This window comes from Salmonella sp. NW722, assembly GCF_051702785.1.
Taxonomy (GTDB): Bacteria; Pseudomonadota; Gammaproteobacteria; order Enterobacterales; family Enterobacteriaceae; genus Salmonella; species Salmonella enterica.
Genome location: NZ_JAMMIN010000002.1, coordinates 215,592 through 237,234 on the forward strand (window position 1 = coordinate 215,592; position 21,643 = coordinate 237,234).

Annotated in this window: 19 protein-coding genes and 1 pseudogene; 8 read left to right on the forward strand and 12 right to left on the reverse strand. The window is 53.1% G+C overall.

Annotated elements, in window-relative coordinates:
• Positions 1 to 55: 55 nt before the first annotated feature.
• The 4 genes from NA330_RS05370 to qseB all read right to left on the reverse strand — a co-directional run bounded on the left by NA330_RS05370 (position 56) and on the right by qseB (position 3,095).
• On the reverse strand, positions 56 to 370 hold the full coding sequence (locus tag NA330_RS05370; protein ID WP_000958587.1) for a putative quinol monooxygenase: 315 nt from the start codon (positions 368 to 370) through the stop codon (positions 56 to 58).
• 31 nt (positions 371 to 401) lie between these two features.
• On the reverse strand, positions 402 to 983 hold the full coding sequence (locus tag NA330_RS05375) for an NAD(P)H-dependent oxidoreductase (RefSeq protein WP_000065416.1): 582 nt from the start codon (positions 981 to 983) through the stop codon (positions 402 to 404).
• Positions 984 to 1,089: 106 nt separating this feature from the next.
• Positions 1,090 to 2,439 (reverse strand): quorum sensing histidine kinase QseC, encoded by a 1,350-nt coding sequence (gene qseC, locus NA330_RS05380; protein WP_000779328.1) that lies wholly within the window; start codon positions 2,437 to 2,439, stop codon positions 1,090 to 1,092.
• Entirely contained in the window at positions 2,436 to 3,095 is a 660-nt protein-coding gene (qseB, locus tag NA330_RS05385; RefSeq protein WP_001221574.1) for a quorum sensing response regulator transcription factor QseB, read from the reverse strand. Before qseB ends, qseC begins: the two co-directional genes overlap by 4 nt.
• A 151-nt stretch (positions 3,096 to 3,246) precedes the next feature.
• Here qseB and NA330_RS05390 point away from each other — a divergent pair, with 151 nt between their 5' ends.
• From NA330_RS05390 to ftsP, 5 genes are all read left to right on the forward strand, one after another.
• Positions 3,247 to 3,639 (forward strand): YgiW/YdeI family stress tolerance OB fold protein, encoded by a 393-nt coding sequence (locus tag NA330_RS05390; RefSeq protein ID WP_000731552.1) that lies wholly within the window; start codon positions 3,247 to 3,249, stop codon positions 3,637 to 3,639.
• A gap of 71 nt (positions 3,640 to 3,710) precedes the next feature.
• A complete protein-coding gene (locus tag NA330_RS05395; protein WP_023242509.1) occupies positions 3,711 to 4,577 on the forward strand; it encodes an AraC family transcriptional regulator in 867 nt (288 codons plus the stop codon).
• Positions 4,578 to 4,687: 110 nt separating this feature from the next.
• The gene (parC, locus tag NA330_RS05400; protein WP_023242510.1) at positions 4,688 to 6,946 is read left to right on the forward strand and encodes a DNA topoisomerase IV subunit A; all 2,259 of its coding nucleotides are present in this window, start codon (positions 4,688 to 4,690) and stop codon (positions 6,944 to 6,946) included.
• Positions 6,947 to 7,202: 256 nt separating this feature from the next.
• Positions 7,203 to 7,940 (forward strand): 1-acylglycerol-3-phosphate O-acyltransferase, encoded by a 738-nt coding sequence (gene plsC, locus NA330_RS05405; RefSeq protein WP_000965730.1) that lies wholly within the window; start codon positions 7,203 to 7,205, stop codon positions 7,938 to 7,940.
• 73 nt (positions 7,941 to 8,013) lie between these two features.
• A complete protein-coding gene (gene ftsP / locus NA330_RS05410) occupies positions 8,014 to 9,426 on the forward strand; it encodes a cell division protein FtsP (protein WP_000010658.1) in 1,413 nt (470 codons plus the stop codon).
• Between the two features lie 44 nt (positions 9,427 to 9,470).
• Here the strand turns inward: ftsP and NA330_RS05415 are convergent, their stop codons facing one another.
• From NA330_RS05415 to NA330_RS05425, 3 genes are read right to left on the reverse strand one after another with little or no spacing between them, the layout of a single operon-like run.
• The gene (locus NA330_RS05415) at positions 9,471 to 10,778 is read right to left on the reverse strand and encodes a TRAP transporter large permease (RefSeq protein ID WP_000345261.1); all 1,308 of its coding nucleotides are present in this window, start codon (positions 10,776 to 10,778) and stop codon (positions 9,471 to 9,473) included.
• Between the two features lie 10 nt (positions 10,779 to 10,788).
• Positions 10,789 to 11,271 carry a TRAP transporter small permease gene (locus tag NA330_RS05420; RefSeq protein ID WP_001221825.1) on the reverse strand — a complete coding sequence of 161 codons (483 nt, stop codon included), beginning with the start codon at positions 11,269 to 11,271 and terminating at the stop codon, positions 10,789 to 10,791.
• A gap of 41 nt (positions 11,272 to 11,312) precedes the next feature.
• Positions 11,313 to 12,296, reverse strand: coding sequence for a TRAP transporter substrate-binding protein (locus tag NA330_RS05425; RefSeq protein WP_000799367.1), 984 nt, complete (start codon positions 12,294 to 12,296; stop codon positions 11,313 to 11,315).
• Positions 12,297 to 12,784: 488 nt separating this feature from the next.
• Here NA330_RS05425 and NA330_RS05430 point away from each other — a divergent pair, with 488 nt between their 5' ends.
• Both NA330_RS05430 and NA330_RS05435 read left to right on the forward strand, forming a co-directional pair.
• The gene (locus NA330_RS05430) at positions 12,785 to 14,956 is read left to right on the forward strand and encodes a YgiQ family radical SAM protein (RefSeq protein ID WP_001274458.1); all 2,172 of its coding nucleotides are present in this window, start codon (positions 12,785 to 12,787) and stop codon (positions 14,954 to 14,956) included.
• Positions 14,957 to 15,158: 202 nt separating this feature from the next.
• Positions 15,159 to 15,353, forward strand: coding sequence for a hypothetical protein (locus tag NA330_RS05435; RefSeq protein WP_000525382.1), 195 nt, complete (start codon positions 15,159 to 15,161; stop codon positions 15,351 to 15,353).
• A gap of 157 nt (positions 15,354 to 15,510) precedes the next feature.
• Here NA330_RS05435 and NA330_RS05440 read toward each other — a convergent pair whose 3' ends face one another.
• From NA330_RS05440 to yqhD, 4 genes and pseudogenes are all read right to left on the reverse strand, one after another.
• Complete coding sequence (locus tag NA330_RS05440) at positions 15,511 to 15,966, reverse strand: HIT family protein (RefSeq protein WP_023242511.1); 456 nt, start codon at positions 15,964 to 15,966, stop codon at positions 15,511 to 15,513.
• A gap of 43 nt (positions 15,967 to 16,009) precedes the next feature.
• Positions 16,010 to 17,474 (reverse strand): annotated as a pseudogene (locus NA330_RS05445) (DASS family sodium-coupled anion symporter).
• Positions 17,475 to 17,660: 186 nt separating this feature from the next.
• The gene (gene dkgA, locus NA330_RS05450; protein WP_000013100.1) at positions 17,661 to 18,488 is read right to left on the reverse strand and encodes a 2,5-didehydrogluconate reductase DkgA; all 828 of its coding nucleotides are present in this window, start codon (positions 18,486 to 18,488) and stop codon (positions 17,661 to 17,663) included.
• Between the two features lie 105 nt (positions 18,489 to 18,593).
• Positions 18,594 to 19,757, reverse strand: a complete 1,164-nt coding sequence (yqhD, locus tag NA330_RS05455; protein ID WP_052894778.1) for an alcohol dehydrogenase — start codon at positions 19,755 to 19,757, stop codon at positions 18,594 to 18,596.
• A gap of 192 nt (positions 19,758 to 19,949) precedes the next feature.
• Between yqhD and NA330_RS05460 the strand changes: the two genes are divergently transcribed.
• Positions 19,950 to 20,849 (forward strand): AraC family transcriptional regulator, encoded by a 900-nt coding sequence (locus NA330_RS05460; RefSeq protein WP_001078198.1) that lies wholly within the window; start codon positions 19,950 to 19,952, stop codon positions 20,847 to 20,849.
• A gap of 63 nt (positions 20,850 to 20,912) precedes the next feature.
• Here NA330_RS05460 and yghB read toward each other — a convergent pair whose 3' ends face one another.
• On the reverse strand, positions 20,913 to 21,572 hold the full coding sequence (yghB, locus tag NA330_RS05465) for a DedA family general envelope maintenance protein YghB (RefSeq protein WP_000268444.1): 660 nt from the start codon (positions 21,570 to 21,572) through the stop codon (positions 20,913 to 20,915).
• Positions 21,573 to 21,643: the final 71 nt, after the last annotated feature.

A 21,643-nucleotide genomic window follows, 5' to 3' on the forward strand; every position in this document is an offset into this window, starting at 1 on the left:
CCTGATGGCGACACTTGCGCATCGCATCAGGGCGACGTCAGACGAGGGTAATAACTTAAACGCCGGATTCCAGAATACGAATATTCATTTCCAGCACATCGTCTTTTACCGCGTCGCTGTAGGCTTTCATATGCGGGGTTTGCAGATGCGCCTCAAGGTGCGCAACGCTTTCCCACTGTTCAATCATCACGATCGAGTCAGGCGCCAGAGTCTGAAAACTCACGCCCGCGGCATGATCCACCATCGGTGCGTAACCGTGGCACCCCTCTTCTTTAAGAACGGTTGGAATAATTTTCGCAAACTGGTCGAGGACGGCCTGACGGTGATGTTGGCCCGGACGCGTGCGAATTTCGGCAATGACGGTAAGCATGGTTAACTCCTTCTAATTCCAGGATGACCAGTTAAGCAAAAATTTCGCTCAGATGCTTGCGATATTCTGCGGTATAGCGCGGAACATCCGGCATTTTAATCACGTCGTTGGCAATAAACGTTGGCAGCGCGTCCATGCCCAGGAACTGGTTGGCTTTATGGAATGGCAGATAGACGCCATCTACGCCTACGCCGTGGAAAAACTGATCTTTTTCGGTAAATGCTTCCATCGGCGCGTTCCACGTCAGTGACAGCATATATTTTTTCCCCTGCACCAGACCGCCGGAACCGTACTTTTTAGCGGCATCGGAACGCGTGCGGCCATCGCTGGCATAGAGCGTGCCGTGACCTTCGGTAAAGACATCATCCATATATTTTTTTACTGTCCATGGCGCGCCCATCCACCAGCCTGGCATCTGCCAAATCACCACGTCAGCCCAGACGAAATTCTGCACCTCTTCTTTAATGTCATAGTCGCTGTCGGCGCGGACGATCTTAACCTGATGACCCAGATCGCGCAGCAGCCCATCGGCAACTTCGGTCAGGGTGTCATTTAACTGGCCGTTGGAGTGCGCGAATTTTTTCGCCCCGTTGATAATCAGGATGTTACTCATTTTGTGTCCTCAAGAAATGCGTTTGCTGCTGATTCTACGCTCACGGGCGGTGCGGTGAAATTAGCAAAATGTGCAAAGTCTTTTGCGTTTTTGGCAAAAGTCTCTGTTACCAACTTACTACGGCCTCAAATCCACCTTCCGCGGCGTTGCCAAACGACACCGTCATGCCGTGCAGCGTAGCGATGCGGCGGACGATTGATAATCCCAGACCGCTGCCGGTCACACTTTGGCCTGGCGGGCGGTAAAAACGCTCGCCGATATGCGTCAGAATCTCTGGCGCTACACCAGGGCCATTATCTCTGACGGTGAAGCTGCGGGCATGTAAGGTAACGTCGACGACGCTGCCTTGCGGACTGTAGCGAATCGCATTATCCAGCAGGTTACGCACTAACAGGCTTAAGAGTAGCGGCTGGCCGGTACGTATGACGTCATGGGCGTTAAGCTGTAAACGCACGTCGATATTCGCCTGCTGCGCCGGATGATAAATATCCATTACCGCGGACTGCAGCAGCTCTTCCAGCGAAATCTCCGCTACATCCTGCAAATTATTGAGCGAGTCGAGACGCGATAACGTCAGTAGCTGATCGACCAGCCGCGTGGCGCGATCGATCCCCGCATGGAGCTGGGTCAGCGCTTTATCACGCGATAGCGGATCGTCGCCCGAGAGCTGCGCCACCTCGGTTTGTACTTTCAGCGCGGCCAGCGGGCTGCGCAATTCATGGGCGGCGTCGGAGGTAAATCGCCGTTCGCGCACCATCATGGAGTGGATGCGGCTAAAAAGCTGATTAAGCGCTTCGACCAGTGGGCGAACCTCGCTCGGTACGCCTTTGGCGTCGAGCGGCGTTTCCGATTCCGGCGACCGGAAGCGTAGCGCCTGCGCCAGTTTTTTCAACGGTCTGAGCTCGCGGTGAAGCAGGAGCAATAAAATCAGCAGCATGAAGGGAAGGGCGATCAGCCACGGCGTTAATTGCGCCGCCACGATCGCCAGCGCCATATCTTCGCGGTAATCCCACTCCTGACCGACGACGATACGATACTTACCGTCCGCCGAGTTCAACCACAAAAAACGCCAGAGGTCGTTGTCATCCTTCAGATAGCCATTGTCGAAACCTTCCCGGCGATAGCGATACGGAATATCCTGGCCGTTGTCGCCATCATGCAGCAACATTTTGCCGTCAGCGGAAAAGATGGCGAACGCCAGCGCATCGTCATCGATATGCCCATGTTTTAATTTCTTTGGCGTATGCGCCATGCGCTGCGGGGCGTTGATCTCGTTAAGATCGAGGGTGCTAAGCCGTCTGGCGAACAACATCAACTGTGTGTCAAACAGCTCGTCGACATTATCCGTCGTCTTTCTCCAGGCCACAAAACTGGAAATTGCCCAAGTGATGGAGACCAGAATCAGGAAAATAAGCGTCAGCCTGACGCGCAGGCTGAGACGTTGCGTCAATTTCATGCGTCACCCAGGGTGTAGCCGATGCCGTGCACGGTGCGAATAAATTCGCTGCCGAGCTTGCGGCGTAAATGATGAACATGGACTTCCACTGCATTGCTGGACACGTCGTCATCCCAGTTATACAGCTTCTCTTCAATAAGCTTGCGCGGCAGCACGCGACCTTTGTTGCGCAGTAAGAGTTCCAGCAACGCGAACTCTTTTGGTTTTAAGGCCAGCGGTTCGCCGGCAAGCGTCGCGACGAGATTGCCTGGATTGAGCGTCACCTGGCCGTGGCGCAATTCGCTACTGGCCTGACCGCTGGCGCGGCGTACCAGCGCCTCCAGACGGGCGGCGACCTCAATGAGCGCGAAAGGTTTACATAAATAGTCATCGGCGCCCAGACGTAGCCCCTCGACGCGCTCTGCTAACGCGTCGCGCGCCGTCAGGATCAGTACCGGTTCCTGTTTACCCTTTTCGCGCCATTCGCGCAAAATATCCCGTCCGTCCATGCCTGGCAGCGTCAAATCTAAAATAACCGCATCATAAGGCGCGCTGTAAAGCGCCTCTTTGCCCGGACGTCCCTCGGTAAACCAGTCGACGCTGAAACCCATTTTACTCAGGCCCGCTTTTATGCCATCGCCAATAAGTGTGTCATCTTCTACCAGTAAAATTCGCATCTGTTCTTCCTTGCGGTAACTCGCGTTATCGTCAGTTAACCTTGTCGCCGCAGGCGATGTACAGAAAAAAAGATTCTTTTTTTGCCTTAAGAAGTTGTTAAGGATTACCTTATTAAATGGATCTGAAACGACATGAAAGGGAAAAGTAATCATGAAAAAATTAGCTGCAATCGTTGCCGTTATGGCACTGTGTTCTACCCCGGTTCTGGCGGCTCAGCAGGGCGGTTTCTCCGGCCCATCGGCGACGCAAACGCAAGGCGGCGGATTTGTCGGCCCGAACGGCAGCAGCACGACGGTAGAGAGCGCTAAATCGCTGCGTGACGATGCGTGGGTAACGCTGCGCGGGAATATCGTCGAGCGCATTTCCGACGACCTGTATGTGTTTAAAGATGCGACCGGTACTATCAATGTGGATATTGACCACAAGCGTTGGAACGGCCTGACCGTAACCCCGCAGGATACCGTTGAAATTCAGGGCGAAGTGGATAAAGACTGGAACTCTGTCGAAATCGACGTAAAACAGATTCGTAAAGTGAATCCGTAATCCCACATTGCGCAAGATCGGTCAGGATTCACAGCCGCCCGGTGGGCAGAATAGGCCACAAGGAGGCAGTGATGAATGACCTGATCAGCGCGGCTTATTCCGAACGTCTGCGGCGCGTTTGCGACCACATTGAGCGTCATCTGGATGAGCCTCTGTCGATTGAGGCGTTAAGCCGGATGGCGCACAGCTCGCCGTTTCATTTTCATCGGCAGTTTACCGCCTGGAGCGGGCTTCCGCTCTATCGCTATATCCAGTGGTTGCGTTTGCGCCGCGCGTCATGGCAGCTGGCGTTTAACCCGCAGGATAAAGTTATCGATATCGCGCTGGATGCCGGGTTCCAGAATCCGGAGTCGTTCACACGTGCTTTCAAAACCGCGTTTGGTCAAAGCCCGCGCCGGTTTCGGCAATCGCCGGACTGGCTGGCCTGGCACCAACGCGTTCCTAAACTTGCGTTACAGGAGCAGCATGTCATGGACGTAAAAATCGTTGAATTTCCACCTACCCGCGTCGCGATGCTGACGCATCTGGGGCATCCGGATAAGGTCAACGCCAGCGCGGCGAAATTTATTGCATGGCGGCGCGAAACGGGCCAGTCGCCGATTGCCAGCAGTCAAACTTTTGGTATTGCCTGGCACGACCCGCAGACGACGCCGCCGGATCAATTCCGCTTTGATATCTGCGGCAGCGTCCACCAGCCGATAGCCGAAAATGACGTTGGCGTGGTGAATAGCGAGATTCCTGGCGGGCTCTGCGCGGTGGTACGCCATCAGGGATCGCTCGACAGCCTCCCGGAGAGCGTGTGGTATTTATTCCGCGAATGGCTACCGGCCAGCAGCGAGACGCTGCGCGATTTTCCGGTCTTCTTCCAGTACCTGAATTTCGTCAATGAGGTGGCGGAACATGAGCTGCTGACGGATATCTATCTGCCGCTTCGTTAACTTCCTCGTCACCTGGCTCACGGTTTGTGACTCAGACCGTGAGATAGGGTATTATCTGCGGCAATATTGCCGTCCGAACGGTCAGCATGCAGATTGAGGATCCCCTGTTAATGAGCGATATGGCAGAGCGCCTTGCGCTACATGAATTTACGGAAAACGCCTACTTAAACTACTCCATGTACGTGATCATGGATCGTGCGTTGCCGTTTATTGGCGACGGCCTGAAGCCGGTACAGCGCCGCATCGTCTATGCGATGTCAGAGCTGGGGCTGAACGCCAGCGCTAAATTTAAAAAATCCGCCCGTACCGTCGGTGACGTACTGGGTAAGTATCATCCGCACGGCGACAGCGCCTGCTATGAAGCCATGGTGCTGATGGCGCAGCCGTTCTCTTACCGTTACCCGCTGGTCGATGGCCAGGGAAACTGGGGCGCGCCGGATGATCCGAAGTCATTCGCGGCAATGCGTTATACCGAATCTCGCCTGTCCAAATATGCCGAGCTGCTGTTAAGCGAACTCGGCCAGGGGACGGCGGACTGGGTGCCAAACTTCGACGGCACGATGCAGGAACCGAAAATGTTACCGGCGCGTCTGCCGAACATCCTGCTGAATGGCACCACCGGTATAGCGGTGGGCATGGCAACAGATATCCCGCCGCACAACCTGCGCGAAGTGGCGAAAGCGGCGATTACGCTGATTGAGCAGCCGAAAACGACGCTGGATCAGTTGCTGGATATCGTCCAGGGGCCGGATTACCCGACCGAAGCGGAGATCATTACCCCACGTGCGGAAATTCGTAAAATTTACGAAAACGGGCGTGGCTCCGTGCGTATGCGCGCGGTATGGACCAAAGAAGACGGCGCCGTGGTAATTTCCGCGCTGCCGCATCAGGTCTCTGGCGCGAAAGTGCTGGAGCAGATTGCTGCGCAGATGCGTAATAAAAAACTGCCGATGGTAGACGATCTGCGCGATGAATCGGATCACGAAAACCCGACGCGTTTAGTGATTGTGCCACGCTCCAACCGTGTGGATATGGAACAGGTGATGAACCATCTGTTCGCCACCACCGATCTGGAAAAAAGCTACCGTATTAACCTGAACATGATCGGTCTGGATGGTCGTCCGGCGGTGAAAAACCTGCTGGAGATCCTCACCGAGTGGCTGGCGTTCCGCCGCGACACGGTACGCCGTCGTCTGAACTACCGTCTGGAGAAGGTTCTCAAGCGCCTGCATATCCTCGAAGGTTTGCTGGTGGCGTTTCTCAACATCGACGAAGTGATTGAGATTATCCGTAACGAGGATGAGCCGAAACCCGCGCTGATGTCGCGTTTCGGCATCAGCGAAACCCAGGCGGAAGCGATTCTCGAACTGAAACTGCGTCATCTCGCCAAACTGGAAGAGATGAAAATTCGCGGCGAGCAGGACGAGCTGGAAAAAGAGCGGGACCAGTTGCAGGGCATTCTCGCGTCCGAACGCAAAATGAATACCTTGCTGAAAAAAGAACTACAGGCGGACGCCGATGCCTATGGCGACGATCGCCGTTCTCCGCTGCGTGAGCGCGAAGAAGCTAAAGCGATGAGCGAACACGACATGCTGCCGTCCGAACCGGTGACTATCGTGCTGTCGCAGATGGGCTGGGTGCGCAGCGCCAAAGGTCATGATATTGATGCGCCGGGGCTTAACTATAAAGCGGGCGACAGCTTTAAAGCCGCGGTGAAAGGTAAGAGCAATCAACCGGTGGTGTTTATTGATACCACCGGGCGCAGCTATGCTATTGATCCCATTACGCTTCCCTCGGCGCGTGGGCAGGGCGAGCCGCTGACCGGCAAACTCACGCTGCCGCCGGGGGCGACCGTGGAGCATATGCTGATGGAAGGCGATGACCAGAAACTGCTGATGGCGTCGGATGCGGGCTACGGCTTCGTTTGTACGTTTAACGATCTGGTTGCCCGTAACCGTGCCGGTAAGGCGTTGATTACACTGCCGGAAAATGCGCACGTCATGCCGCCGCTGGTGATTGAAGACGAGCACGATATGCTGCTGGCGATTACCCAGGCCGGACGGATGTTGATGTTCCCGGTAGACTCTCTGCCGCAGCTGTCGAAAGGCAAAGGGAATAAGATTATTAATATCCCCTCTGCGGAAGCGGCGAAAGGCGATGATGGACTGGCGCACCTGTACGTGCTGCCGCCACAAAGCACTCTGACTATCCATGTCGGGAAGCGCAAAATCAAACTGCGCCCTGAAGAGTTACAGAAGGTGGTCGGCGAACGCGGACGCCGTGGCACATTAATGCGCGGCCTGCAGCGTATCGATCGCATTGAGATTGATTCGCCGCATCGCGTAAGTCATGGCGACAGAGAAGAGTAAGAGAGGGGCGCCCGTAGGCCGGACAAGGCATTTAAGCCGCCATCCGGCGCTCTGCCGTTGCCGGATGACGACGCAGTAGCGTCTTATCCGGCCTACGGTTTCAGATCGGATTAACATTAAAATTTCCCGTAAAACCGTTGTTTATTCGTGCATTGCGATTAACAATACGTTTTTCCAGAGAGCCACACTTACCAAAATCCTAACCTGAATTTCAGGTGACGTAGAATGCCGGGCTCTTAGGCCTTCAGAGGTTGTTATGCTATATATTTTTCGTCTTATTGTTACCGTTATTTACTCCATTCTGGTCTGTGTTTTCGGTTCTATTTACTGCCTTTTCAGCCCACGTAACCCAAAACACGTGGCGACGTTTGGGCATATGTTCGGCCGTCTGGCCCCGCTGTTTGGCCTGAAAGTGGAGTGCCGCAAACCCGCCGACGCGGAAAATTATGGCAATGCTATCTATATTGCTAACCACCAGAATAATTATGATATGGTCACGGCGGCGAATATTGTGCAGCCGCCAACGGTGACGGTGGGGAAAAAAAGCCTGCTTTGGATCCCGTTTTTTGGGCAACTGTACTGGCTGACCGGTAATCTGTTGATTGACCGTAATAACCGCGCCAAAGCGCATAGCACCATTGCGGCAGTGGTTAACCATTTTAAAAAGCGCCGTATTTCTATCTGGATGTTCCCTGAAGGTACGCGTAGCCGGGGACGCGGCCTGCTGCCGTTTAAAACCGGCGCGTTTCATGCGGCTATCGCGGCTGGTGTGCCGATCATTCCTGTCTGCGTTTCCAACACCTCTAACAAAGTCAATCTAAACCGCCTGAACAACGGACTGGTTATTGTGGAAATGCTGCCGCCAGTCGACGTCAGCGAATATGGTAAAGATCAGGTTCGCGAGCTGGCGGCCCACTGCCGTGCGTTAATGGAGCAAAAAATCGCGGAACTTGATAAAGAGGTTGCGGAACGTGAAGCGACCGGTAAGGTTTAAGCAGCCTTACTCTGTTATTGTAGAAATCATTTTTTCAGGCACAACTCTTTAGCCTGTTTTACATGGAGCTTATATGTCATTCAGTCGGCGTCAGTTTCTTCAGGCATCGGGAATCGCACTATGTGCAGGCGCGATTCCCCTCAGGGCGAATGCTGCCGGTCAGCAACAGCCGTTGCCTGTTCCGCCGTTGCTGGAGTCCCGTCGCGGGCAGCCGTTGTTTATGACGCTACAGCGAGCGCACTGGTCCTTTACGCAAGGCACGCGCGCGCCGGTCTGGGGAGTGAACGGTCGTTATCTGGGGCCGACAATCCGCGTCTGGAAAGGCGATGACGTTAAACTCATCTATAGCAACCGCCTGGCGGAAAATGTCTCCATGACGGTTGCTGGTTTACTGGTGCCGGGGCCGCTGATGGGTGGCCCGGCGCGTATGATGTCGCCGAACGCGGACTGGGCGCCGGTGTTGCCGATTCGTCAGAGCGCCGCCACGCTGTGGTATCACGCTAACACGCCTAACCGCACTGCGCAGCAGGTGTATAACGGCCTGGCCGGAATGTGGCTGGTCGAAGACGACATCAGTAAAACGCTGCCCATTCCGAACCATTACGGCGTGGATGATTTTCCCGTCATTATCCAGGATAAACGGCTGGATAACTTTGGGACGCCGGAGTACAGCGAACCGGGAAGCGGTGGTTTTGTCGGCGATACGCTGCTGGTGAACGGCGCGCAAAGCCCCTATGTCGAAGTGTCCCGCGGCTGGGTGCGGTTACGGTTGTTGAACGCCTCGAACTCGCGGCGCTATCAGCTTCAGATGAGCGATGGCCGGGCGCTGCATGTGATTTCAGGCGATCAGGGCTTTTTACCTGCGCCGGTTTCCGTCAAACAGTTGTCACTGGCGCCCGGCGAGCGACGTGAAATCCTGGTTGATATGACCAACGGCGACGAAGTCTCGATCACCTGCGGGGAAGCGGCCAGCATAGTCGATCGGATTCGCGGTTTCTTTGAGCCTTCCAGTATTCTGGTTTCGACCCTGGTGCTGACGTTACGGCCAACCGGATTGCTGCCGCTGGTGACCGATAATCTGCCGATGCGTCTGTTGCCGACGGAGATCATGAGCGGCGCGCCTGTCCGCAGTCGGGACATCAGTCTTGGCGACGATCCGGGGATTAACGGCCAACTGTGGGATGTGAATCGCATTGATATTACCGCCCAACAAGGCACCTGGGAGCGCTGGACGGTACGCGCCGATATGCCGCAGTCGTTCCATATTGAGGGCGTCTCTTTCCTGATTCGTAACGTCAACGGCGCTATGCCGTTCCCGGAAGATAGAGGCTGGAAAGATACCGTCTGGGTGGATGGGCAAGTCGAACTGCTGGTCTACTACGGTCAGCCGTCCTGGCCGCACTTCCCGTTCTATTTCAACAGCCAGACGCTGGAAATGGCTGACCGCGGCTCGATTGGGCAAATGCTGGTGAATCCGGCGTCGTAAAGCGTCCGAGTACGGGTCTGAATAGCGCAGACCCGTCAGGGTTTTCAGGAAGGAGCAAACAGCGTGGGAAGCAGCAGACTCAACTGCGGGAAGTAGCAAATCATCGCCATGACCACAAAGAGTGCCAGAAACATCGGTAATAGCGGTTTGACGACTTTATCAATACTGATTTTGCCGATACTGCAACCGACGAACAAAATAGTGCCTACCGGGGGCGTACACAGTCCGATGGTTAAATTGAAAACCATAATAATGCCAAAATGGACAGGGTCGATTCCCAGATGTTGAGCAATGGGAAGGAAAATAGGCGTAAAGATCAGAATAGCCGGGGTAATATCCATAAACGTCCCGACGAGTAACAAAATGAGATTGATAATCAGCAAGATGACCCATTTATTTTCGGACACGCTGGTAATCATTTCATTAATCAGTTCAGGAACATCAGCATTGGTCATCGCCCATGACATTCCCATTGAGCAGCCGACCAGTAAGAGAACAATAGAGCTGGTTACTACCGAATCCAGCAGAATATCGCGCAACTTACTCACATTAATTTCTCGATAAATGGCCGCCAGCGCCAGGCTATAGATTACCGCGATCGCAGAGGCCTCTGTTGGCGTAAATACGCCGCCGATAATGCCGCCGATAATAATAAATATCAGCAACAGGCTGGGCAACGAATCGCGGAATACCGACAGAAACTGCCGCAGGTTGATACGTTCGGCAACCGGGTAATGGTGGCGATGGGCATACAGCGCCGCTACCGTCATTAAAGCCAGCGCGGTTAAGATGCCGGGCAGGTAGCCCGCCAAAAACAGGGCGGCGACAGAGGTGCCGCCGCTAGCCAGCGAATAGACAATTAGCACGTTGCTGGGCGGGATCATCAGGCCAATCGGCGCCGAAGCGACGTTGATCGCCGTAGAGAACGCCGGAGAGTAGCCCTCTTTTTCCTGTAATGGCGACATGATGCCGCCCACCGCAGCCGCAGAAGCGACAGCCGAGCCGGATATCGCGCCAAACAGGGTGTTCGCCAGAATATTGCAGTGCGCCAGCGAACCGGGAAGGCGGCCAACTAACGCCTGAGCCAGATTCACCAGGCGCCGGGCGATTCCCCCGGTATTCATGATATTGCCGGCTAACACAAAAAAGGGGATCGCCAGCAGCGTAAAGCCATCGAGACCGACGGTCATTTTTTGCGAAATAACCGAGATTGCCGCATCCGGGGGAAGGGCTATCAGGATTGAGAATAAGGACGACAGCCCGATAGCGAATGTAATAGGAACGCCGACCGCCAGCATAATGGCAAAACTGCCAAATAAAACAATTATTGGGTAAATATATTCAAAGTCCATATATCCCTCGTTAGCGAAGATGGCGCTGATGATAATTATCAATAACGTTCACAATGGTGTAGTACACCAGGATGACGCCGCTAATCGGCATGACCCAATAGACTTTATCCATAGGCCATTTTAATACCGGGGACATTTGGCTGACGTGCGCCGCTTTTTCAACAATAATATCACCGCCGTACACCATAAAAATCAGCGCGAACACGGTAATAATCACCTGAATGATACTGTCGAGCACGAGGGCGGGCGTTCGGGAGAGTTTTTGCGCTAACAAATCGATAGCTAAATGTTTTTTTAATCCGGCGGTATAGACGCCGCCTAACAGAATCATCCACATAAAAAGAATCTGGGTGAATTCGTCGAGCGTGCTGCTTGGCGCGTTGAATATAAAGCGCGCCGCCACCTGCCAGGATACGCAGGCAACCATGATCGCCAGAATAATACAGCAGCACCCGGCCAGTATTTTGTTCAGTGCATTGGTGAGTATTCGCATATTACATCCTGTAAAGGGCAGGAGAACCCTGCCCGGCAGATTTACATATTCTCGATGTATTCCAGATCCTTCGCTGACTGAGCGTCTTTTGCGCGGAACTCATCAAACAAGGGCTTAACACGCTGTTTGAACGCGGATTTATCAATATCAACAACGGTCGCGTTCATGGCCTTCATGCTCTCATAAGCCTCTTTTTCCGCGGCGGGCCAGATGACATCTTTCATTTGCTGCATGGATTCATCTGCGGCTTTATATAACGCTTTCCGCTCTTTATCGCTCAATTTGTTAAGTACTTTGGTACTGATGACCAGGACATCCGGCACCATCGTGTGCTCGTCGCGGGAATAGAATTTCGCCACCTCCGCATGACGCATATCGGCATAAACCACGGGGTTGTTTTCGCCGCCATCGACCACGCCTTGCTGGAGCGCGGTATAGAGTTCGCCTTGCGCCATCGGCGTCGGCACACCGCCGAGCGCTTTCACCATCGCGATAGCGCTGGGGCTTTGCTGCACTCTGATTTTCATACCGGCTAAATCGTCGGGTTGAGTGATGGGCTTACCAGCGTAAAAACTGCGGGCGCCGCCGTCGTACCAGGTTAAGCCGACGAAGCCTTTGCTTTCGGAGGACGCGAGAATGCGTTTCCCTAAGTCGCTTTTCAGTACGTTGTAGTAGTGATCGCGGTCGCGGAATAAAAACGGCAGGCTAAACACGCTATATTCCGGCGCAAAAGACTCCAGCGATGCCGCATTGACTTTCACCATTTGCAGAGCGCCGGAGTTCATCAATTCCAGCGATTCACGTTCGTTGCCCAGCGTGGCGTTGGGGTAAATACGAATATTTAATTCGCCGTCCGAATAGGCTTTCGCTTTATCGGCCAGATAGCTCATCGCTTTGTGAACGGCGTGGCTTTTATCCTGATTGTGGCTCAGTTTCAGCGTGGTTTTGGCGAGCGCTGGAAATGCCAGTAGCAAACAGCCGGCCAGTAATACCGCTGATGTTGTGAATGAACGTGTGTTTTTCATATCTGCTTCCTTATAGGTTGGGATTCCTGTGGTTATCGTTGATTAATTAATAACCTGCTGATACGTAAGGTGTTGCGTTGGGGAAAGGCGTGGTGATGGTGTTCTTTATCCCCTGAATTCTGTCAGCCAATTTAATTTAATCAATAGACCAAAGAAAGAGATCTGGTTCACAGAAGAAAGTCATGGTAAAAACAGTGTCGTGAGCAATTCAGCGAAGTTTTTTTATATATTGCTGATAATGTGATGTTTTTTTTACTTTTTGTTGTTATGACGATACTGCGTTTTTAGACGTGGGTATAATTAATTGCATACCAATTTGAAGATATTCATAAGACCAATTTCAAACACCTCAGGCCAGGCCGTTGAAAGTTGTTTCTATTTCGCGCCAGCCCTGCATATAAGGCGATAATCTCCTTCATTTTCGCTATAGATACGGCTTATAATCCCCGACCTTTGATTATTTTTTTGCCAATCGTTTTGGAAGCAATATGAGCGCTATCTCCCTGATCCAACCGGATCGCGACCTTTTCTCCTGGCCGCAGTACTGGGCCGCCTGCTTTGGGCCGGCGCCGTTTTTGCCGATGTCACGTGACGAGATGGATCAACTTGGCTGGGATAGCTGCGACATTATTCTGGTAACCGGCGACGCTTACGTCGACCATCCGAGCTTCGGCATGGCGATTTGCGGTCGTATGCTGGAAGCGCAGGGCTTCCGCGTGGGGATCATCGCCCAGCCGGACTGGAACAGCAAAGACGACTTTATGCGTCTGGGAAAACCGAACCTGTTCTTCGGCGTCACCGCCGGCAACATGGACTCGATGATCAACCGCTACACCGCCGACCGTAAGCTGCGCCATGACGACGCCTACACCCCGGACAACGTCGCGGGCAAACGCCCGGACCGCGCCACGCTGGTCTATACCCAGCGTTGCAAAGAAGCGTGGAAAGATGTCCCGGTGATCCTCGGCGGCATTGAGGCCAGTCTGCGCCGTACCGCGCATTACGACTACTGGTCTGATACTGTGCGTCGTTCAGTGTTAGTCGATTCCAAAGCCGACATGCTGATGTTTGGCAACGGCGAGCGTCCGCTGGTGGAAGTGGCGCACCGTCTGGCAATGGGCGAAACCATCGATCAGATTCGTGACGTGCGTAACACTGCGATTATGGTTAAAGAAGCGCTGCCAGGCTGGAGCGGCGTCGACTCCACTCGTCTGGACACGCCGGGTAAAATCGATCCAATTCCCCATCCCTATGGTGAGGATCTGCCGTGCGCGGATAACAAGCCGGTCGCGCCGAAAAAGCAGGAAGCTAAAGCGATTACCGTGCAGCCGCCGCGTCCGAAGCCGTGGGAAAAAACCTATATCCTGCTGCCATCCTTTGAAAAGGTGAAAGGCGACAAGGTGCTGTACGCCCATGCGTCGCGTATTCTGCATCACGAAACTAACCCTGGCTGCGCGCGGGCGCTGATGCAAAAACACGGCGACCGCTATGTCTGGATCAACCCGCCCGCCATACCGCTCTCCACTGAAGAGATGGATAGCGTGTTTGCGCTGCCGTATCAGCGTGTGCCGCACCCGGCTTACGGCAATGCCCGTATTCCGGCCTATGAGATGATCCGCTTCTCGATCAATATCATGCGTGGCTGCTTTGGCGGCTGCTCTTTCTGCTCGATCACTGAACATGAAGGGCGCATCATTCAGAGCCGCTCGGAAGACTCTATTATCAACGAGATCGAAGCGATCCGCGACACGGTGCCGGGGTTTACCGGCGTGATCTCCGATCTGGGCGGTCCTACCGCGAACATGTATATGCTGCGCTGTAAGTCGCCGCGTGCGGAGCAGACCTGTCGTCGCCTGTCATGCGTCTATCCGGATATCTGTCCGCATATGGATACTGACCATACGCCGACGATCAATCTTTATCGCCGCGCCCGTGAACTGAAAGGCATTAAGAAAATCTTAATTGCCTCCGGCGTGCGCTACGACATCGCCGTAGAAGATCCTCGCTATATTAAAGAGCTGGCAAGCCATCATGTGGGCGGCTATCTGAAGATTGCGCCGGAGCATACTGAAGAAGGTCCGCTGTCGAAAATGATGAAGCCGGGTATGGGTAGCTACGATCGCTTTAAAGAGTTATTTGACCTTTACTCTAAACAGGCCGGAAAAGAGCAGTATCTGATCCCGTATTTTATCTCCGCGCATCCGGGCACGCGGGACGAGGATATGGTGAATCTGGCGCTGTGGCTCAAGCGCCACCGCTTCCGTCTGGATCAGGTGCAGAACTTCTACCCGTCGCCGTTGGCGAATTCGACCACTATGTATTACACCGGCAAAAACCCGCTGGGTAAAATTGGTTATAAGAGTGAAGATGTGGTGGTGCCGAAGGGAGACAGGCAACGTCGCCTGCATAAGGCGCTGCTGCGTTATCACGATCCGGCGAACTGGCCGCTGATTCGCCAGGCGCTGGAAGCGATGGGGAAAAAGCATTTGATTGGCGGTCGCCGTGAGTGTCTGGTGCCTGCGCCGACCATTGAAGAGATGCGCGAAGCGCGTCGCCAGAACCGCAACACGCGCCCGGCGTTGACCAAGCATACGCCGGTGGAACATCAGCGGCAGGGGCTTGCTGCGAATAAGAAGCGCGGGAAAGGCGCAGGGCGTTAATTACCTTTGAATCTGTTGCTTCTGGAAGCTAATGTTTTTGGAAGTAACAGACATCTAAATATATTGTGTCGGTCTTTAGTAATTGCTAAATTACGGGGAGCTTTATATTTTATTTAAATATTATTGATTGTATAAATTAATTATATATTACCTTAATGATTAAGGCATGATGCTTGTATACAGCCCCAGAGGAGGGGATATCATGGGTATGATTATTATTCCCTGTTTTATCGTAATTGCTATAATAGCTGTTGTTATATTCATAATGGCTATTAAAGCATGTAATATGGAAAAACGTGAAGACAGGCAAATGACTCTTGCAGGGATAATTTTAATGGGTGTTATTGCCGCTATTCCTGGATGGTTTTTGTACGAAATATTTAGCCACGCGCCGTAATATTTAACCTACCAGGGTCGATATATTAAAATAGATAAGAAGTATATAATCTAAGGTATAATGCCTGATGGCGCTGCGCTTATCAGGTCTATGAATAGCACAGTTTTGTAGGCCGGATAAGGTGCTTACACCGCCATCCGGCAGAAGTGCTCCGTATTTATGCCGCACGAATTCTGGCCGCCAGCGCGGCCAGTTTTTCATCATCAGCCCGTTCATGATCGTGCGACGACAGATATCCTTCATACTGTTCGAAAAATTTATTCTGCCGCGATTCAATCGGTTTCCAGTGGGTTAAATCGCCAGTACCGTGCATGGGGCTTAATTTACTGTGCACATGGTCTACGCCGAAACCTTCGAAGAACATTCCCGTACGACTGACATCCGGGAAAGCCTTATCCAGTTTCTTAGCCACTTTTTGGGTCGCCAGCATCAGGTCCGCTAACGCCTGCGGCGGTAGATCGAACGCGTAGCTGGGGTAATGTTTTTTCGGGATCACTACGGTAAACCCATCGGTATTCGGAAAAATCGACAAAAAAGCCAGGTGATGCTCATCTTCCCAAACTTTATGACAAGGTGCTTTATCTTCAACTATTTGACAGAAAATGCAGGTCATTCCATTTCTCCGTTAACCGAGGGCTTATCGATGCGTTAAGCGTTTAATACAACCCTAACACTTTCCACCATGCGAGGCCGACTGTCAAAAAGACCGCCTGATTAAAGAGGCTGATAATAAATCCCGTTCGCCACCAGACGCCCGTCGGTACATAGCCGGCGCCAAAAAGAATGGGGCCGCGTGCGTGGGTATACTGCGTAAGAGAGCAGTACAGGCTGCTGGTAAACGCCAGCATAAGCGCCATCGGCGCTGCCGGTATATTCAGATGCAGACCGACACCCAGAAATACCGCATACAGCGCGGCGATTTGCGCGTTGCCGCTGGCGAAAAAATAGTGGGTATAAAAATAGGCTGCGTTAAGCAGCAGCAGGATGATTATCCAACTGGTTCCATGCATCGTACTGCCGATGCTGTCGCCAATCAGGTTGCCAAACCAGCTGGTGAATCCTAGTTTCTTCAACTGGTTAGCCATCATCAGCAGCGCGGCAAACCAAATCAACGTATCCCAGGCGCCTTTTTCGCTTTTAACGTCTTCCCAGGTGAGTACGCCGCTCAGTAATAAAATCGAGAGACCGACAAAAGAGGCCGTCGTGGCATCCACGCCGAGCGAGCTGCCAAAAATCCATAGCACCAGCAACACGCCGACGGTCGCCAGCATGAGCCACTCGCCGCGCGTCATACTGCCCATTTGCGCCAGCTCTTTGCGCGCCAAATCCGGCGCATCCGGCGTATGTTTAATTTCCGGACGCGTCAGCCAGTAGACCAGCAGCGGGACGATAAGAAAAGAGACCAGGCAAGGCAGGAGCGCGGCGATAAACCAGCTTCCCCAGCTCAACGTAACGCCGGCGTTCGCCGCCAGTTTTACCGCCAGCAGGTTACCCGTATAACCGGTCATAAACAGTGCGGCGGTGACGTCGTTAACATTGCCAATACAGGTGATCAGAAAGGTGCCGATTTTGCTGCGAGACTCATCTTCCGGATGTGAATCAAAGCTGCGCGCCAGCGAGTCGGCGATCGGGTAAATCACGCCGCCGCAGCGCGCGGTGTTACTGGGCATCGCGGGGGAGAGGATCAGATCGGCAAACGCCAGGCCATAAGCCAGGCCCAGCGTTCGTTTACCTAACAGACGGATCATTTGTAGGGCGATACGCCGACCCAGCCCGGTTTTGATAAACCCACGAGCAATCATAAAGGCGACGACGATAAGCCAGATCAGTGAACTGTTCAGCTCGCTCAAGGCCGTGGTAATCGCGCCGCTGGCCGTTTTGTCGCCGGCAGCATAGGCGAGCGCAAAGACGGTGATGCCGATAATACCGACCGCGCCAATAGGCAGCACTTTCGCCACGATAGAGGCGATCGTCGCGACAAAAATAATCGCGGAATGCCAGGCCGGCGCGCTTAACCCGGAAGGAGGCGTTAGCTGCCACAGTCCGGCGGCGATAACCAGAATAAGAATAAATGGGAGCCATTTGACGCCCTGAGATTTTTTTTCCGCCACAATCACACATCCATAAATATTTTATATACGTTAAGTAAATTGATAATAATCATGAATAAATATTCATAAAATCAGAATAATTCTGCGCTTGTGTGTGGGGGAAATATACTGTTAAATGCGCGTAATTGTTTCTTAATATTTCGAAATGAAAAAAAGCCCGACGACATCGTCGGGCATGGCGTGCGATAAATCCGGCTTAACCGCCGAACTGATCCGGATCGGGGCCGAGGCGTTTTCCTTGATCCAGTTTTGCGATCTCGCCTAATTCATCTTTATCGAGACGGAAATCCCAGACAGCAAAGTTTTCCGCGATACGGGAAGGGGTGACGGATTTCGGAATGACGACCAGCCCGCAGTCCAGATGCCAGCGAATAACAATCTGGGCGGGCGTTTTGCCGTATTTATCCGCCAGTTCGCGAATCACTTTCTGATCGAATACGCCTTCGCCGCCCTGCGCCAGCGGGCTCCAGGACTCGGTCTGGATTTTATGCGTCGCATTCCACGCATGTAGCTGGCGCTGTTGCATCAAGGGGTGAAGCTCGATCTGGTTGATCACAGGGGTAACGCCGGTTTCATCGATCAGACGCTGGAGGTGATGGATCTGAAAGTTACAGACCCCGATACTCTTTACCAGCCCCTCTTTTTGCAGCGCGATCATGCCTTTCCAGGCGTCGACATAGTGATCGATAGCCGGTACGGGCCAGTGCATCAGATAGAGATCGAGATAATCAAGCTGCAGTTTTTTCAGGCTCTCCTGCAGGGCTTCGCGGGGACGTTTTTGATCGTCATTCCACAACTTGGTGGTGATAAACAGCTCTTCCCGCGCTACGCTCGCTGCTTTTAGCGCTTTGCCGACGCCTTCTTCATTCTGATATGCTGTGGCGGTATCAATCGATCGATAGCCCACCTCCAGCGCTTTATGAATCGCCGCGATCACCTCTTCATTGCTTGCTTTCCAGACTCCCAGCCCAAGTTGTGGCATTACGTTGCCATCCTGTAGCCTGATAATGGTTGGATTAGCCATGATGTGTTCCTCTTTTAATTGGCTCGCCGGAGTCGGGTCCGGCGAGACTAAGTGACTTAAGTCTGGACGAAATGGCCAAAAACGAAAGTCAGAGGCGAAAAAACCTTAGCGCGCCGCTTCATAAATCCGACGGCTGACATCCAGCGTAATATCCTGATTTTCACCTAAATTTGTGCATCCATGCGCCTCAAGTTTAGCCAGTAGCGCCGGAATAGTGCTGCCATCCAGACCGTAATCGGACAGACGGGTAGGCACGCCCATCTGTTCAAAGAAACGGCGGGTGGCGGCAATGGCGGCATCAATACGCTCGTCGTCGGAACCGTCGGTGATATTCCATACACGTTCAGCATATTGCAGGAGTTTTGCACGTTTAACGTCTCGTTTTTCGTTCCATAGCGCAGGCAGAATGATAGCCAGCGTTTGGGCATGATCGAGACCGTGCATCGCGGTAAGCTCATGGCCCAGCATATGCGTCGCCCAGTCCTGCGGAACCCCAGCGCCAATCAGGCCATTTAACGCCTGAGTAGCGGCCCACATCACGTTAGCGCGGACGTCATAGTTTTCAGTCACTTGCAGCGCTTTGGGACCTTCTTCGATCAGTGTGAGTAAAATGCCTTCGGCGAAACGATCCTGAATTTTGCCGTTAACCGGGTAAGTGACGTACTGCTCAACGGTATGGACGAAAGCATCCACGACGCCGTTCGCAACCTGGCGCGGCGGCAATGTATAGGTGTAGACCGGATCCAGTACGGCAAACACCGGTTGCACGAACGAGGAGTGGAAGGCCTGTTTGTCGCCAGTGGTTTTACGGGAAATGACTGCGCCGGCGTTCGATTCTGAGCCGGTTGCCGGTAGGGTCAGCACAGACCCCATCGGGATTGCGCCACGAATCTCAGTACCGCCGGTTTCCAGAATGTGCCACGGATCGACGCCGTCCGTATACTGCGCCGCTGCGGCGATAAATTTGGTGCCGTCCAGTACGGAACCGCCGCCAACGGCCAGCAGGAAGGTAATATTTTCGTCGCGCACAAGCTGCACGGCCTTCATCAGCGTTTCATAGGACGGGTTCGGTTCAATACCGCCAAACTCCCGAACATCCAGTCCTTTTAACGCTTCCTGAACTTGCGCCAGTACGCCGGTCTTTTTCACGCTACCGCCGCCATAGGTAATCAGCACGCGGGCGTCCTGCGGGATTTGATCGCGAAGATCGACGATAGCGCCTTTACCAAACAGAATGCGGGTAGGGGTATGTAATTTGAAATTGTTCATTGCTCATTCCCTTATGTGGGTAAAAAGAGGGCAGGCGGCTGTCTGCCTGATGGTCATCATTGTGGTCTTGTGAGGGATGTCTCTCAATGCACATTTCTGCCAATGTTTTGCCTATTTCTCCAGAATGCTGGAGAAAATCGCTAAAAATGCGCACAATCCAGCGGAGTGGATTTGATGAAAAAATGGCGCGTTATGAATCGTGAAGCAATTTGCTTACAGTTGGCTGATAAAATTAATCATTTAAAAAATAATGATAAAATAATCAGCGAGCGGCTGGCGGGCATTCGTCTGTTGTATGGTGTTGAACCGGGGCCGCGCACGCCGGTCATGTATCAGCCTGGCATCATATTTCTCTTTTCCGGCCATAAAATTGGCTATATTAACAAGCGCAAGTTTCGTTATGACGCTAATGAATATCTCTTACTGACCGTGCCGCTCCCTTTTGAATGCGAGACCTGGGCGACGCCGGAGGTACCGCTGGCCGGTATTCGGCTCGATATTGATGTGCTGCAACTGCAAGAGTTGCTCATGGACATTGGCGAAGATGAGCGTTTCCAGTTGCCGATGGCGGCCAGTGGGATTAACTCCGCCACGCTGTCGGACGAGATTTTATGTGCAGTGGAAAGATTGCTGGATGTGATGGAGCGCCCGCTGGATGCGCGGATTCTGGGAAAACAGATTATTCGCGAAATTCTTTATCATGTGCTGATGGGGCCGCGCGGCGGGGCGCTGCTTGCACTGGTTAGTCGCCAGACGCACTTTAGCCTGATCAGTCGCGTACTTAAACAGATCGAAATGAAATACACCGAGAACCTGAATGTTGAGCAACTGGCGGCAGAAGCGAACATGAGCGTGTCGGCGTTTCACCATAATTTTAAGGCGGTCACCAGCACCTCGCCGTTGCAGTATTTAAAAAGCTACCGACTGCATAAAGCGCGAATGATGATGATTCACGACGGTATGAAGGCCAGCGCCGCGGCGATGCGGGTCGGCTATGAGAGCGCATCGCAGTTTAGCCGGGAGTTTAAACGTTATTTTGGCGTTACGCCGGGCGAAGATGCGGCAAGAATGCGGACAATGCAAGGGAGCTAAGTGGGGCATCCCGCCACGGGTCAACGAAGCGTAACCGGGCCATCCTGGCCGATTATGGATACGTCAGGCGTTACAGTATTTCTTTTTAATCACCACGACCAGCGTACCTAACAGTCCGGCGACCAGTAGCGCGACGGGAAGGATCATTAAAAATGTCATTACCTGGTCTTCATGGCGCTTAACAAACGGGATCATACTGAGCGCGTAGCCGAAGCTGGTCACGACAGTCACCCACAACAGGCCGCTTAACCAGTTAAAAAACTGAAACCGGCGGTTGGACAGGCCGGAAATACCCGCCATTGTTGGCAGCAGAGTGCGGACAAACGCCAGAAAGCGCCCGGCAAGCAACGCTAACAAACCGTGGCGGTCAAACATGCAGGTGGCGCGCTGATGATATTTTGCCGGAAGCTGCGCCAGCCAGCCTTTGACGGTACGCGTATTACCGAGCCAGCGTCCCTGGATATAACTTAGCCAGCAGCCGAGACTGGCCGCGGTGGTGAGAATGCCAATCGTCGGCAAAAAATGCATCACATCCTGGGCGATCAACGCGCCTGCCAGTAGCAGCAGACTATCGCCAGGTAAGAATGACGCTGGCAGCAGACCGTTTTCTAAAAATAGCGTGGCGAACATGACAAAGTAGACGACGCTAACAACGTGTGGATTCGCCAGCGCGGCAAAATCATGTTGCCAGAGCGCAGCGATAATATCTTGAATGACAGCCATGAACTTTCCTGTGGAACAGCATTTATGCTTTTATTCGCCTATTGTACTCCTGAATCGTCCGGGATGCCTTG